We start from the raw sequence: 15292 nt of genomic DNA, 5'->3' as shown, positions 1-15292 counted from the left end.
TTTAAGCAATAATGCTAAGTTGATTATGGAGAATAAGCATATAACTTTGGGTGAGTTTATCATTGAAAATCAAAAACATTTTAAATACTCCTCTGGTGAACTTTCAAGATTATTAAATTCAATTAGATTGGCCGCCAAAGTGGTAAATCATGAAGTTGGAAAAGCTGGTTTGGTAGATATTATTGGGACGGTAGGAGAAACTAATATTCAAGGTGAAGATCAACAAAAATTAGATCTTTTTGCTAATGATGTTTTTAAAACAGCCTTAATTAACAGGGAAATAGTATGTGGTATTACTAGTGAAGAAGAAGAGGATTTTATTACAATTCAAGGTAAAACAAATTCACATAGAAATAAATATGTGGTATTAATTGACCCATTAGATGGGTCGTCTAATATTGATGTTAATGTAAGTGTAGGAACCATTTTTTCAATTTACAGAAGATCAACTCCTATGGGAATGCCGGTAAAAAAAGAAGATTTTTTACAAAAAGGAAATGAGCAAGTAGCAGCAGGGTATATAATTTATGGTACATCTACTATGTTGGTTTACACCACAGGACATGGAGTTAATGGCTTTACATTAAACCCTGCCATAGGGTCGTTTTATTTATCGCATGCCAATATGCGTTTTCCCGAAAATGGAAATACGTTTTCTATTAACAATGGTAATTACACCCATTTCCCTCAAGGAGTAAAAGATTATTTAAAATTTTGCCAAGCAGAAGAAGGAAAGCGGCCCTATACTTATCGCTATGTAGGTTCGATGGTTTCAGATTTTCACAGAAATTTAATTAATGGCGGTATTTATATGTACCCTACAAGTTCTAAAAATCCAGAAGGAAAGTTGCGTTTATTATATGAGTGTAATCCTATGGCGTTTTTGACAGAACAAGCTGGTGGAAAAGCTAGTGATGGTTACATAAGAATTATGGATATAAAGCCGAGTACTCTACATGAAAGGTGTCCAGTTTTTTGCGGCAGTAGCCTTATGGTTGAGAAGGCAGAAACGTGTATGAAGAAATATTTGCTAGAGGAAACACCAACAGCTTAAACTTCAAAATTTGTGTATTTGTTTAAATTAGCATTTTTTATAATGCCTTCATTTTTATTGATTTGTATATTGTTTAATTGGCTGTTATTCAGTTTGTTGTGTGTTTGTTTTTTTCGTTATTGAAGACATATCACCTCTTATAAAAGCTATATTTCCCTGATTTTTTTTTCGTTCTTAGGTAATTTTGAATACCGATTTTTTTATTAGAAATTAATAAATTAAATGAGTTTATAAAATTACATGTAAGGATTTAGGAACGGTTTTTTTTCAACTTTAAAAAAATAAATTTTATGGAAATATCAAATTTTGTTCAAATTGATGAGGATTCAAGAGAATCAAAATATCAACAAATTGTAAAATCAATAATTCATAATATTGCCATTGGAAATTTAGAAATGGATGAAAAAATCCCCTCAATTAATAGTTTCAGTGAAGAGCTTTATGTCTCTAGAGACACCGTTGAAAAGGCGTATAATATTTTAAAGGAGCGTAATGTTATTTCATCAATTAGAGGTAAAGGATTTTATATAGCAAGAACCAAACTTATTTCTAAAATTAATATTTTGTTTCTTGTTAATAAATTGAGTTCTTATAAGATGAGAATTTATAACTCTTTCGTAAATGGTATGGGGGCTAATGCTCAAACCGATTTACATATTTATCATTGTGATGAAACGCTATTCTTAAATTTGTTAACCAAACATAAATCGTCTTATGATTATTATGTAATTATGCCTCATTTTAAAACCGAAAAACTTAAGCATATTAGCATGACGGAAACCGTATCTCAGGCGTTGAAAAAAATTCCTGAGAATAAACTTATTTTGATGGATAATGCATTGGAGTCGAATGAAAATCAGATTATTACAGTTTATCAGGATTTTGAAAATGATGTATATAACGCATTAAAACAAGGTTTACCAAAACTGTCTAAATATAAAAAAATAACTCTTGTGTATCCTGAAGAATCTATTTACCCTTATCCAAGGAGAATTTTACGCGGTATAGGTAAGTTTTGTGCTGAATTCCAATTTGATTTTGAAATATTAGATCAAATATATGATGATATGATCGTAAAAAAAGGGGATTTGTTTATAATCATTGAAGAATCGGATCTGGTTAGTTTTATAAAACAAGCCAGAGAGCATGAGTATGAGTTAGGAAAAGATATTGGTATCATTTCTTATAATGATACACCTTTAAAAGATCTTTTCGGAATCTCTGTAGTCTCTACAGATTTTGACATTATGGGAGAAACTGCGGCTAAAATGATTTTAAACAAGGAAAGAGGGAAGTTTAAAGTGCCATTTAATTTTATTGATAGAGATTCAATTTAAATAATAAGCACTAAGTGAATATATTTAAGGCAATCAGTTTCGATTTTCATTATTTTATTGGCTTTGTTTTAATTTATATTTTTTCTATAATATTGAATAAAAATTTTATTTAAATAAGCATGGTCTTGTTTTATAAATTTGGTTAAATATCATATATAAAGTTACTTATGTCAATATTACATATTAAGTTATTATAATACAAAAGGCTCATAGGATTTTAAAACCTATGAGCCTTATTGTTTATCTAATATTTTTAGCTTTAAGCAAAAGCAAAAGCAAAAGCAAAAGCAAAAGCAAAAGCAAAAGCAAAAGCAAAAATGAATGTTATTGCTTTACAAAGCGAATAGTTTCTGTTGTATTGTTTTCAAACTTAGCTTTGAAAAGATATAAACCATTTGATAAGTTGGAAATATCAAATTCTTTTTGATTATTAAAAGTTCTAATTTCTTTTCCTAATGTACTATATATAATGGCAGAAACAACCTTTTTAGATACTCTAATGGTGTTTGTTGCAGGATTCGGGAATAATTTAAAACTAGGTGTAAGTTCATGTTTATTAGTTGATAAGGTTGTACCTGCCGCAATAGTGAAGTAAGCATCCCAATCAAAAACAGTGTCATTGGTGTAGGCACTTACTCCTGTTGCTGTAGGTACAAATAACGTACCGCCTGCAATTGGAGCAACTATACCATCAAAAGAGTTTGAATTTACTGTAGCAGGAGGTACATCACTCCCTAAATACATCGTTTTTAAAGCAGTACAATTAGCAAAAGCCAAGGGACTAATGATACTGATAGCAGTGCCGGAAAAGTCTACAGTTTCTAAACTAGTACAACCATTAAAAAAACCTGTAAAAATTCTAGAGGATTGCGCGTTGTTTTTAAGAGTGAAAGAGGTTAAACTTGTGCACCCGTTAAATACATTTGAACCTTGTTTGTTTGCGCCAGAGGTGCCATGTCCAATATTAACATTAACCCCCGTTAAATCAACACTAGTTAGTGAAGTGCATCCAGCAAAAACAAAATTTTCCATTTTTACTAAGCTTGTATCTAGATTTGAGGGCGCAAAATTAATTGAGGTTAAATTAGTTAAACTTCTAAAAGCATTAAAAGCTAAATAATTTATACTGCCTGGCAAGGAAATAGACGTTATAATGTTATTGGCTCCACCGGTAGCATTATTATAAAATGCAGCAGGTACCACTCTAACAACCGTATATTCAATGCTGGTATTTGCGTCTGTAACTTTTTCAGGAATAATTAATGCTTCGGTTTCCTGCCCCGGGACAAAGCCCGTAACGCTAACTGTAAGTTTCGTTGAGTTTATAACGTTGTATGATAAATTTCCAACATCAAAGGCTTGTGCAAAAGCTTGGGGTAAGCACATTACAAGTGCAAAAATAAAAAGTAATTGTTTTTTCATAATAAAGAGTTTTGAATTAATATACTGTGTATTAAACAATAATACATTCAAAACCCCAAAATACCATCCTGTTGTTTCTGTGATAATAAAGAATATTTTGTTAGTATGTGTCTTAATTATAGTTGGTTGCGTAGGTTTTGTCGTGCTTGTTAGTTAAATTAGTTTGGATAATTTTTTCTTTACAGGATACTTTGGTATTAATTTATACCTAAATTTAGCACAGTTGTTTAATTTTAAAATATCAATAAAAAATTGAAGAAATTTACTTTTCTCATTCCTTTCTTATTTCTGTATTCATCCATGTTTTCGCAATGGCGGTTAAACCAAATAGCCGGCGAAGAAGGCTTATCTCATAACTCTGTAACAAGTATTATACAGGATAAAGGAGGGTATTTGTGGTTTGGCACTTTAAATGGAGTGAATAAATATGATGGTTATTCCATGAAACAATATCATTATGGTGTTAATAATAAGGGGCTTAGTAGTAATGTGGTGTATAAGTTGTTTGAAGATAGAACAGGTTTTGTTTGGGTAGGAACAGGTGAGGGCTTGAACAGAATAAACCCAAATACAGATGAAGTTCATGTTTATTTTAAAGGAAGAGGAGAGCCTCGATATGAAGGTAAAGTTAGTATTCAACAATCGAAATCTGGTGTTTTCTTTATTAATGATTATAACGGAATAAAATTTTTTGAAATAGATGATCAAGGGAAATTAGAATATGAGTTTTTTTTAAGTAAATATGGAGGCTTAAACTTAGATATTCAAAATATAATTCCTTCTAAAAATGATAAATATTGGTTTTTTACACCAAATCAAAAAGTAAAGTTACATCAAGTTGATATAATTAGGGACGGTAAAACACCGCAATTAAGTATTGAATCTACCAATTATACAGATACCTCATTTACTAAGGGGACTGTTGTGTTGGATATGTTGGAATATCCAAAGAATACCATTTGGATTATTAATAATAAACTTGAGCTATTAAAATTAAAAGTTGATGCAGATTTTAAGGTTACCGCATCTGAAAAAATAGAACTATATTCAACAATAAACTACGATGAATCGGAAGTTGTTCGGGGTGTAAGTATATGCAGTGATAACGAAGGCAGAATATGGATTGCGGGTAATAAATTACTTCTGAATTTTGATACCGAATCTGGAGTAATTAATGACCTATCTAGAAATAATCAATTAAAATCCTTGATAGGTAGTCAGGATATCCGAGACATCTTTATCGATAATTCTAATATAGTTTGGCTATGTACTTTAGATTTTGGTTTGTATAAAATGGATTTGGATAGCCATACGTTTTACAATTCTACCGAATATTTAAATTCTAATCAATCCTTGGAGTTGTTCAGATCGCCGATAGTATCTATGTGTGAAGATATTAAAGAAAATATTTGGATAGGTACTAGAGACGGTATTATTAAAGCTTTTCATAGAAGCACTTTAAAGGATGAGACAGGAACTAAACCTAAAACACCCATAGTATATAGTTCTTCAATTAATAAAGAAAAAATAAATAAGCCATCTCCTTTGCCAGAAGTTAAGCGATTAATGAGCGATAAAGAAGGGGCTATTTGGGTGGGCGCCTTAAATGGTTTATTTAAGATTGAATTTGAAGAGCAATCTCAACAGTATAAAGTTAAAGAAATAGAGGACATAAAAGACAACCTGGGTAATAAAATAAATAGTCGTGTTTTTGCAATAGAAGAAGATAGAAACGGGGCTATTTGGTTTGGGGCATGGGAAAATGGCTTGATGAAAATGGTTTTTAATAAAGCAAATAATACCTATCAAACCGTGAGCTATAGAATGTCGAGTAGAGATTCTACAAGTTTATCTAATAATAATATAACCGATATCGTAGAGGATAACTATGGAAATCTTTGGGTAGGGACCATTAAGGGCCTTAATAAATTGAAACGTTCTAAATCTGGAAATGTAACTTTCGAGAAATTTTTTAATCATCCCTTAGATAATAATACGTTAAGTAGCGATCATATACTTGATATTCATCAAGCTAAAAACGGGGATCTTTATATTGGAACTTATGGCGGCGGTTTAAATCGCTTAAGTTATTCAAATACGGGCAAGGTCGAGTTTACTCGTTATAACGTGGAAAATGGTTTGCCAAATGATGTGGTATCACAAATAAGAGAAGATTTTGAAGGAAATATATGGTTAATGCATATTAGGCAAATTTCAAAATTAAATACTACTACCGGTGCTTTTATACATTTCGAAAGAAAAGATGGATTTAATGTAGACCAATTTATGGGAAATGCTATGGAGTTTACATCTTCTGGAACAATGCTTTGCGGGGGCGTTAATGGTTTTACATTTTTTCAGCCAAATAATTTAACGGTTAATACTAAAAAGCCACAGATAACGATTACCGACTTTAAACTTTTTAATGAATCGGTTCAGGTTAATCAAAAAGTTGATGGACAAATTCTATTAACGTCAGGTATAAATGATACCAAAAAAATAGCGTTACCTTATAATTTGAATTCTTTTGAATTTGTTTTTTCGAGTATGCATTTTTCTAGCCCCAAAAAAAATAGATATAAATTTATTTTAGAAGGGTTTGAAGATAAATCACAGGCTTCTGTAATTCGGGAACGCAAATTTGCATCTTATACAAACATACCTCCAGGTAATTATGTTTTTAAGGTTTACGGTTCAAATAGCTCGGGTGTTTGGAGTGATTCCCCTAAAGAAATTGCCATTACAATTGCTCCTCCATGGTATTTAACAAAATTAGCTATTATCACTTTTATAGGAGTTATTATGTTAATTATATATGTTGTTTTTAAGGTGCGTTTACATCAAGTGCAACTAAAAAATAAACTTAAATTAGATAGTGCGATTTATGAAAAGTCTGAAGAAATAAACCAAATGAAACTTCGTTTTTTCACCAATATTTCTCACGAATTAAGAACACCATTAACTTTAATCATTGGGCCACTTGAGCAGATTATGAAAGGGAGTAATGATGTAGAATATTTGCAGCGTTTAAACGCTATAATGTATAAAAACTCAACACGTTTGTTGCGCTTAATCAATCAATTGCTTGATTTTAGGAAAGCAGAATCTAGTAATATAAATTTAGTAGTAGAGCAGAGCGATTTGGTAAGCTTTTTGGAAGAAATACATCGTGCTTTTCAAGAAATAGCTAAAGAAAGACAAATAAAATTTACTTTTAAAACAAGCGAAAGTTTTATTGATGCATGGTTTGATAACGATAAAATTGAAAAGATAATATATAACCTATTATCCAATGCTTTTAAATTTACGGCCCCAAATAAAAGCATTGAGTTAATCTTGGAAACAGAAATTATTAATAATAGAATGGATGCTGTTATTAAGGTTGTGGATCAGGGTATAGGGATACCTCAAGAGGAACTATCAGGTATTTTCGAAAGGTTTTATCAAGTTAATAAGGAAAGTAATGCTATACAAGTTGGGTCTGGGTTAGGGCTAGCGTATACAAGAAGACTTATTGAAATTCATAAAGGAAAAATTAGTATCGATAGTGTTATTGAAAAAGGAACCACAGTGTCTGTTGCTTTTCCTATTTCTAAGGAGGATTATGAAGTAGATTCTATACTGGAATTGCAACCAAAACAATATGATTTTAGTTTTGTAAAGAATGAAGTTAAGGATTTTAAAGATATGCTTACAGAGTCGTCTAAGGTGATTAAAACGGTGAAACACGATAAACGAACTCAAACTATTTTGGTAGTAGAAGACAATAAGGATCTAAGGGAATATTTATTTGAATACTTTCAAAATTTCTATAAAGTATTAACCGCTTCAAATGGAGAAGAGGGATTAAAAATAGCTCTAGATTTGGCCCCCGATTTAATTATTTCAGACTTAATGATGCCTAAAATGACAGGCATAGAAATGTGTAAAAAAATTAAAAATAATTTAACAACGAGCCATATTCCAGTGATAATACTCACTGCTAAAGCGGGCATAGAAAACGAAAAAGAAGGCTTGGAAACAGGTGCAGATGAATTTGTTTTAAAACCATTTAATATGGAAGTGTTAAGACTTCGTGTCAATAATATTTTAAGAACAAAACAACAATGGGCAGAAAAATTTAAAACAAAGTCCACATCCTCTTCTTGGAAAGAATTATCCAGTAAATTAGATAAAGAGTTTTTTAAAAAATCTTTAAAAATAATTAAGAAAAACATTGACAATTCCGGTTATTCTTCAGAAAAATTTGCGTCAGATATGGGGATGAGTCGCTCTGCGCTTTTTAATAAAATTAAGTCTATTACTGGGGTGTCAACAACAGAGTTTATTAGAACTATTAGAATAAAACGAGCAGCAAACCTTATTAAGTCTGGGCGCTATTCAATAACAGAAGTCGTTTTTATGGTTGGTTTTTCAGATCCTAAATATTTTAGAACTTGTTTTAAAAAACAATTTAAAAAAACGCCTAGTGAATATCTAAAAACTTTTAAAATGGACAACTAAGTTTAAGTTGTTCAAGCTGTTTTTTTAGTTTAGATTCGGGTTTTGTATAGATTATAATAACGCTATAACAGTTTGTTTTGTTAATGTTTAAAGTCTCTGGATTTTAATAATCTATAATTTCAAGCTACGTAAGGTTGCCTTTGGTTTGAAGGTGTATTTAATTTATAGAGTACTTTTCTTTAAGTTTATCTGGCATGGCAGTTGGTACATATTGGCGGCCAGTGCCTTTATCTCCTTGAGGTGTGTAATGTATGCTAGTAGCTGTGCTTTTGGGCGTGTAGCTAGGTTCATTACTTTGTTCTTTCCACCAATTCAGCCATTTTTTGTCTAAATTACTTGTTTTTTTATTTAGTGTTTGGGATAAATCATTTGTTTCTAATGGATCTTTTTTGGTGTTATATATTTCCCAACCAGAACCATCTACTTCTACTAAACTGTAGTTTTTTGTACGTATGGCTCTATTATCCATAAATTGAAAATATAATGCTGATTTCCTATTAAACTTTTGCCCTTTGAATATCGAGGAGAACGATTCTCCTACATAATTATCTGATATACTTGTGTCTCTTTTATAGGAATTTGTAAGATCTAAAATTGTAGGCATAATATCTACCATATGTAAGTCTTCAGTATATATTGCCCCCTTCTTTTTAATTCCTTTAGGCCAATACGCAATTGCCCCAGTTTTTACACCACCATTATGTTGGCTAATTTTATATAGTCTATTGGGAGTAACACTAGCATAAGCCCATCCTGTTCCTGGTTGGTAATTAGAGCCTACATCGCCTGGTAGCAATCCTTTTTTTAGCATCACATCATCCATTACAGAAAAGGAGTCGGTGCCATTATCACTCATAAATAGAATTAACGTGTTTTCTATTTGGCCATTAGCTTCTAGTGCGTGTAATAGTTTATCTATACCATTATCCATACGCTCTACCATGGCGGCGTATACTGACATGCGTAGATCTTCCAAATCTTTCTGTTCTGGAGTTAAAGTATCCCAATTGGGTAAATTTTTAGGATAATCTGGTAATGGAGTTTCTTTGTTTATAATTCCAAATTTAATCTGATTTTTTATTCGGGCATTACGGATAGCCTGCCATCCTTTTAAATATTTCCCTCTATGTGCCATAATTTGTTCCTTTGGAGCTTGCAGAGGGTTATGTGGTGACTGATAGCTTAGATATAAAAAAAAGGGTTTGTTGTTTTGGTTTTTTTCTGGATTTATAAAATCAATAGCATAATCTGTAAACGTGTCTGTGCTGTAAAAATCATCTCCAAAATTATTAAAAGGTTTTTTATTAATACGATAATCTTTACCACCAATATAGTAACTAGAATAACCACCTAAAAATCCGAAAAAATAATCAAACCCTTTATCATTAGGCTCTCCGTTAAGGTGCCATTTGCCTATTAAACCTGTTCGGTATCCAGATGCTTTAAGTTTTTGTGCAATGTTCGTATCGTTTTTTATACCGTAACCAACTTTGGGCCACCATTTTCCTGTTAACATAGAACTTCTAGAAATTACGCACATACCAGCGTTATACATGCTAGTTAGTCTTATGCCTTCATTTGCCATTTGGTCTAAAGCAGGGGTTTTTATTTCGCCTCCATAACACCCTATATCGCTATAACCAAGATCATCAGCAAGAATTAAAATAACATTAGGCCTCTCTGTGTTTTGACTTTGTAAGCTAAATAAAATAGTAAAGTGCAAAAGAGAAAAAAGTAAAAGTGATTTTTTGTTCATAATTTAAATGTTTAGCCCGGTAATTTTGCTTCAAAGGAAGCGCAATGTAAAATTATATATTAAGAAGAATATAGTTATCCTGCAATACCCTGCTTTTTAATTTTTTGTCTAAAAAATAAATTGTAAAAGGGCATATTTTGAGTCATTAGATTACAATATAAAAAAATGGATTTAAGAAAGAGTTGTGGTTATTCTCCTAATATTATATAGGGTTAGCACCTATAAAGATTGTGTATTTAAGCTTCGTTTGTTTTACTCTAGAAGTTTCTTCTTAAAATCAATTTTTACTTCATTTATTGTTTATAAGTCTTTGTTTGCTAGTTTGTTTTCAGGGTTTTGCAGGATGCGTTTATAATAAAATCAATTTATTATTACATCAATCAACTTAATAACCAATTAAACTAAAATAAATGATATGATGAAAAACAAACGCATTAAAAAAATGAAAAAAACATTATCGTTCTGTTTAATAATATTCTCGTTGGGGATGTTTGCGCAGGGGAATGTTGTAAAAGGAACAGTGACTTCTGAAGAAGGTACTCCTTTGCCTGGAGTTAATGTTTTGCAAAAAACTACAAACAATGGAACGATAACAGATTTTGATGGTAATTTTGAAATTAAATTGATTAAAGGAGAACAGATATTAGTATTTTCTTATGTAGGTTTTAAAACCCAAGAGTTCTCTGTTAATGGTAAATCTAATATTAACCTATCCTTGGAAGAAGATGCACAGAGCCTTAATGAAGTAGTTGTAGTTGGTTATGGAACACAAAGCAGGGCTGATTTAGTCGGTTCTATAGGTTCTGTTAAAGGAGAAGATATTGCTTCAATGCCAGTGCCTACATTTGATATGGCACTTCAAGGTAGAACTGCTGGATTAGATATCGTGAATACATCTAGTGAGCCTGGAGGAGAGGTTACAATTAGGATTAGAGGAAATAATTCTATCTTGGGAGATAATTCTCCGCTGGTAGTCATTGATGGGTACCCCATGCCTACAGGGTCTGAAGCAAGTGCGAATGGAGCTGGGGATGGTAACCAAACTTCATCTAATATTTTAAGTTTCTTAAACCCAGCAGAGATTGAATCTGTTGAGATTCTCAAAGATGCATCATCAACCGCCATATATGGCTCTCGTGGTGCTAACGGAGTAATCATTGTAACAACAAAAAAGGGAGCCTATCAGCAAGCAACTCAAATTAATTTTACAGCTGAAACAGGATTTAGTAATATTCAAGATTTTCCCGAAGTTTTAGATGGTCCAACTTATGCAGCATGGAGAAATGAAGTAGCCTTAAGAAACGGTGATGCAGAACTACCCTTTGATGGAGACCCAAGACCATTACCAGAAAACACATCAACTACAGATTGGTTGGATAGAATTTTGAGAACAGGGGTAACAAATAGGTACCAGCTTACGCTATCTGGAGGTGGAGACAAGTCTAAATATTTCTTATCGGCTAACTATTTAGAAAATGGAGGAGTTGTTAAATTTACTGATTTTTCTAGAGGTAATATTAGATTGAATATCGATAATACCCTTACCGATAGGTTAACCACAAGTACATCTGTAAATTATGTGCGTACAAAAAATAACAGATCAGGAGAAGGTTCTGGAGCCATAATTAATTCGGGAGCAGTTTTTTCAGCTTACAAAAACTCTCCTACAGCAACGCCTGGCGATAATATAGATGAAGGTGATGGAACAACCAATTTTTTTACAGATCCACTAGTCGAATTGGCAGATACCCGTAACGAAACCTATAACGAAAACTTAATTATAAGTATACTATCAAGATATAAAATATCAGATAATTTAACCTTTAATCTGTCTACAGGAACTACTAGTTCGAACAGTAGAAGAGAACTGTTTTTTCCGAAAACAACAAGAATAGGTTCGTTACGAGATAGTAGAGCTGTTTATAATGTAAGTTCTTCAAGTAATTATTTAGTTGAATCTTATTTGTCTTATAATAAATCATTTAATTTAGGCAATATTGATGCAACCGCTGGTTATTCTTATCAAATTGATGATACACGTCGGCTAAATACTATTGTAGATGGTTTTCCTGTAGATGTTTTAGCAACTGACAATATCGGTTTAGGTTTGGTTCCTTTTATACCAACAAGTTCTAGAATTGAAAGGGTATTGTCTTCTTACTATGCAAGATTAAATTACAATTATGATAAAAGGTATTACATTTCATTAACAGGGCGCGCTGATGGCTCAAGTGTTTTTGCCGAAAATAAAAAATGGGGTTATTTTCCTTCAGTTGGTTTTGGCTGGACGGCATCAAATGAAGCGTTTTTAGAAGATGTCGATATCATGTCCAATTTAAAATTTAGGGCAAGTTATGGTATAACAGGTTCGCAATCCATACAACCATTACAATCCTTAACACTTTTAGGTACTGCTAATGCGGTATATGGAGATGTACTATATTCAGGTTTGGCTCCTACAAGAATTGGGAATCCAAATTTAGAATGGGAAAAAACAAAACAACTTAATGTAGGGGTAGATATAGGGGTTTTAAAAAATAGATTTTCTGCATCTGTCGATTATTACAACAAAACAACGGAGGATTTATTATTAAATTTTCCGCTACCAACCTCTGCCGGACTAGGTTCTATTACAGCAAATGCTGGAAGTATCGAAAATAAAGGAATTGAAATTGAAGTTGGAGGTTATGTTGTAGATAATAAAGATTTTAAATGGAATAGTAACTTTAATTGGAGTAATAATAAAGCAACTGTTTTAAGTTTAGGAGATACAGATGCAGATATTTTTGGACCTGGACCCGCAGCAAATATTGTTACCGATCCATCCAATATTATGCGAGTTGGAGAAACTTTTGGTGCACTATATGGTTATAAAGTTACAGGTTTACTTCAAGAAAGTGATTTTGACAGTGGTGGAGCCGCAACAGTGCCTATTTTTGGAACAACACCACAGCCAGGACAATATAAGTATCAAGATATATCTGGCCCAGAAGGAATTCCTGACGGCGTTATAAACGGACAAGATAGAAGTATTATTGGAAATACTAATCCAGATTATATTTTTGGTTGGAACAACGATTTTTCGTATAAAAATTTCACTTTAGGCATATTTATTCAAGGTTCAGTAGGTAATGATTTGATGAATATTAATAACCTTTTTCTAAGCACAGGTAGAACTGCAAATAATGTTTTTAAAGATTGGTACGAAAACAGGTGGACTCCCGAAAATCCTACAAATAACCCGAGGTATGTTGACCGTATTGATAATCAATATTTACAACCAAATTCTGCAATTGTGGAAGATGGGGCATACATTAGACTAAAAAATGTAAGTCTTGGATATAATATTCCAACAGAAAAAATTAAAGGTGTAAATTCTTTAAGAGTTTATGCTACAGCCACAAACTTGATAACTATTACAGATTACTCAGGATTTGATCCAGAGGTTAATATACGTGGTGGAAATAATCTTTCTCAAGGTATTGATTTTGGTTCTTATCCTAGAGCTCAAAATTTCACAATCGGTCTTAATATTGGTTTATAATCATTGTCTAATTTTAAATAAAATAATAATGAAAAAATTAAAATATATAATTCTATTTTTCGGGCTTGTAGCGTGTTCAGATTTAGAAGAACAGGTGTACTCAGAAATTAGCCCATCAAATTTTTATCAAAATGCAGGTGAGGCAGAGGTAGCATTAACTTCGGTTTATAATTCATACAATAGAGCTGTAAGTCTTTTCGATTTTGGTTTGGCCTCTTTAACGGTAATGCCTTCTCCAAAAATGATTGCCAGTGTTCCTTGGAGAAGAATGTGGGGTAACTATACTACAAGCGCAAGTGATGCCGTTTCTTTGCCACGTGTTTGGAATCCGTTATATCAAGGTGTTTTTAGGGCTAATGTGCTTATGTCCGAACTAAAAGGAAGAGAATTTGAAAGTGAAGCAGAAGAAATTAAGCGTAAAGAAATAATTGCTGAAGCTAAATTTTTAAGGGCATGGTCCTTTTTTAATCTAGTGCAACTTTTTGGAGATGTACCACTGCCTTTAGAGCCTACAACTACGGTTGTAGGAGCTCAACTACCAAGAACTGCAATCGCTAAAGTGTACGAACAAATTATTTTAGACTTACAAGATGCTGAAACAGGTTTACCTAGTATTAAGCGTGGCGAAACAGAAATAGGACGGCCTATTCAAGCTACTGCTAAGTTTTTACTAGCAAAAGTGTATTTAACAATGGCTGGCTTGCCTTTGCAAGATCCAACAACTATGGCCTTAGCTCAAAACAAATTACAAGAAGTGCTTAATTTAGAAGATACGCCTCAAGGGTATAGCCTTTTAAGTAGTTATGAAGACGCTATACGAGTTGATAATAATAATGAGCGCATATTCGCGATGCAACAAACACAGGTATCTGCAGATCAAGGTACCGCTTTTGGTCATGTTTGGGGAGCAAGTAACAGGTTTGACCCTTCGTTAGGAATTGGGCAATTTCATGGTGGATATACCCAAGAGTTTTATGATTCTTTTGAAGAAACGGACGAGCGAAGAGATGTTACCATGTTGTATTCTTATGAAGATAATACAGGTGTTATACGCACTTATAAAGGTGAAGAGTATGATGAGCGTTGGGGTATTTTTCAAAATAAATATGTTGATTTCGATCAGTCCTGTTGTGATGGAGATCCAGATATGATTATTTACAGGTATGCAGACGCACTGTTAATGGCAGCTGAAATTGAAAACAGCTTAAATGGACCAACAGAAAAAGCCTATGGGTTTTTAAATAGAGTAAGACGTAGAGCCATTGCTACTGATGCCCCAATAGGTATGACACAGTCTGAGTTTTTCGAATATGTTTACGAAGAACGTTATAGAGAACTTTCCTTTGAATTCCAAGAAGTATATGATATTAGAAGGTTAGGTAAGGTTGAAGAGGCTTTATCTCAGCATGCTGAAAATATAACTTTTTCTCCAACACATACAGAATATAAAGCAGGCTTTAATTTATGGCCGCTACCAATAGCGGAAGTTCAAACAAATACCAATATACTAACAAATAATCCTGATTGGTAATGTCTTATTCTAAGATATTTTAAATCACTAAAGGCTACTGTAAAGTAGCCTTTTTGTTTTTTAGTATAGCATATTTTTTTTTGAAAATAACTCAACACTCAGTACTCATTTAATAAGGATAATCCATTGATTTTTTATTAATGAA

At 32.3% G+C, this 15292-nt stretch carries 7 protein-coding genes; 5 read left to right on the top strand and 2 right to left on the bottom strand.

Annotated features, from left to right (window positions below):
• Positions 1 to 25: 25 nt before the first annotated feature.
• The gene (fbp, locus tag GQR98_RS17340; RefSeq protein ID WP_159020666.1) at positions 26 to 1054 is read left to right on the top strand and encodes a class 1 fructose-bisphosphatase; all 1029 of its coding nucleotides are present in this window, start codon (positions 26 to 28) and stop codon (positions 1052 to 1054) included.
• 290 nt (positions 1055 to 1344) lie between these two features.
• On the top strand, positions 1345 to 2391 hold the full coding sequence (locus GQR98_RS17335) for a GntR family transcriptional regulator (protein ID WP_199270222.1): 1047 nt from the start codon (positions 1345 to 1347) through the stop codon (positions 2389 to 2391).
• Positions 2392 to 2715: 324 nt separating this feature from the next.
• On the opposite strand, the gene GQR98_RS17330 is transcribed toward GQR98_RS17335, so the two are convergent.
• Positions 2716 to 3813, bottom strand: coding sequence for a leucine-rich repeat domain-containing protein (locus GQR98_RS17330; protein ID WP_159020665.1), 1098 nt, complete (start codon positions 3811 to 3813; stop codon positions 2716 to 2718).
• A gap of 252 nt (positions 3814 to 4065) precedes the next feature.
• On the opposite strand from GQR98_RS17330, the gene GQR98_RS17325 reads away from it, so the two are divergent.
• Positions 4066 to 8316 (top strand): two-component regulator propeller domain-containing protein, encoded by a 4251-nt coding sequence (locus tag GQR98_RS17325; RefSeq protein ID WP_159020664.1) that lies wholly within the window; start codon positions 4066 to 4068, stop codon positions 8314 to 8316.
• Positions 8317 to 8473: 157 nt separating this feature from the next.
• On the opposite strand, the gene GQR98_RS17320 is transcribed toward GQR98_RS17325, so the two are convergent.
• Positions 8474 to 10072, bottom strand: a complete 1599-nt coding sequence (locus GQR98_RS17320; RefSeq protein WP_159020663.1) for an arylsulfatase — start codon at positions 10070 to 10072, stop codon at positions 8474 to 8476.
• 442 nt (positions 10073 to 10514) lie between these two features.
• On the opposite strand from GQR98_RS17320, the gene GQR98_RS17315 reads away from it, so the two are divergent.
• Positions 10515 to 13616, top strand: coding sequence for a SusC/RagA family TonB-linked outer membrane protein (locus GQR98_RS17315; protein WP_159020662.1), 3102 nt, complete (start codon positions 10515 to 10517; stop codon positions 13614 to 13616).
• A 28-nt stretch (positions 13617 to 13644) separates the two neighbouring features.
• A complete protein-coding gene (locus GQR98_RS17310; protein ID WP_159020661.1) occupies positions 13645 to 15147 on the top strand; it encodes a RagB/SusD family nutrient uptake outer membrane protein in 1503 nt (500 codons plus the stop codon).
• Positions 15148 to 15292 lie beyond the last annotated feature (145 nt).

The organism is Algibacter sp. L3A6 (assembly GCF_009796825.1).
In the GTDB taxonomy this organism is placed as follows: domain Bacteria; phylum Bacteroidota; class Bacteroidia; order Flavobacteriales; family Flavobacteriaceae; genus Algibacter.
This window is presented reverse-complemented; position numbering and strand designations above follow the sequence as displayed.

Coding starts and splice junctions, on each gene's coding strand:
- fbp (WP_159020666.1), top strand. CDS start 26: ATGGAGAATAAGCATATAACTTTGGGTGAGTTTATCATTGAAAATCAA.
- GQR98_RS17335 (WP_199270222.1), top strand. CDS start 1,345: ATGGAAATATCAAATTTTGTTCAAATTGATGAGGATTCAAGAGAATCA.
- GQR98_RS17330 (WP_159020665.1), bottom strand. CDS start 3,813: ATGAAAAAACAATTACTTTTTATTTTTGCACTTGTAATGTGCTTACCC.
- GQR98_RS17320 (WP_159020663.1), bottom strand. CDS start 10,072: ATGAACAAAAAATCACTTTTACTTTTTTCTCTTTTGCACTTTACTATT.
- GQR98_RS17315 (WP_159020662.1), top strand. CDS start 10,515: ATGAAAAAAACATTATCGTTCTGTTTAATAATATTCTCGTTGGGGATG.
- GQR98_RS17310 (WP_159020661.1), top strand. CDS start 13,645: ATGAAAAAATTAAAATATATAATTCTATTTTTCGGGCTTGTAGCGTGT.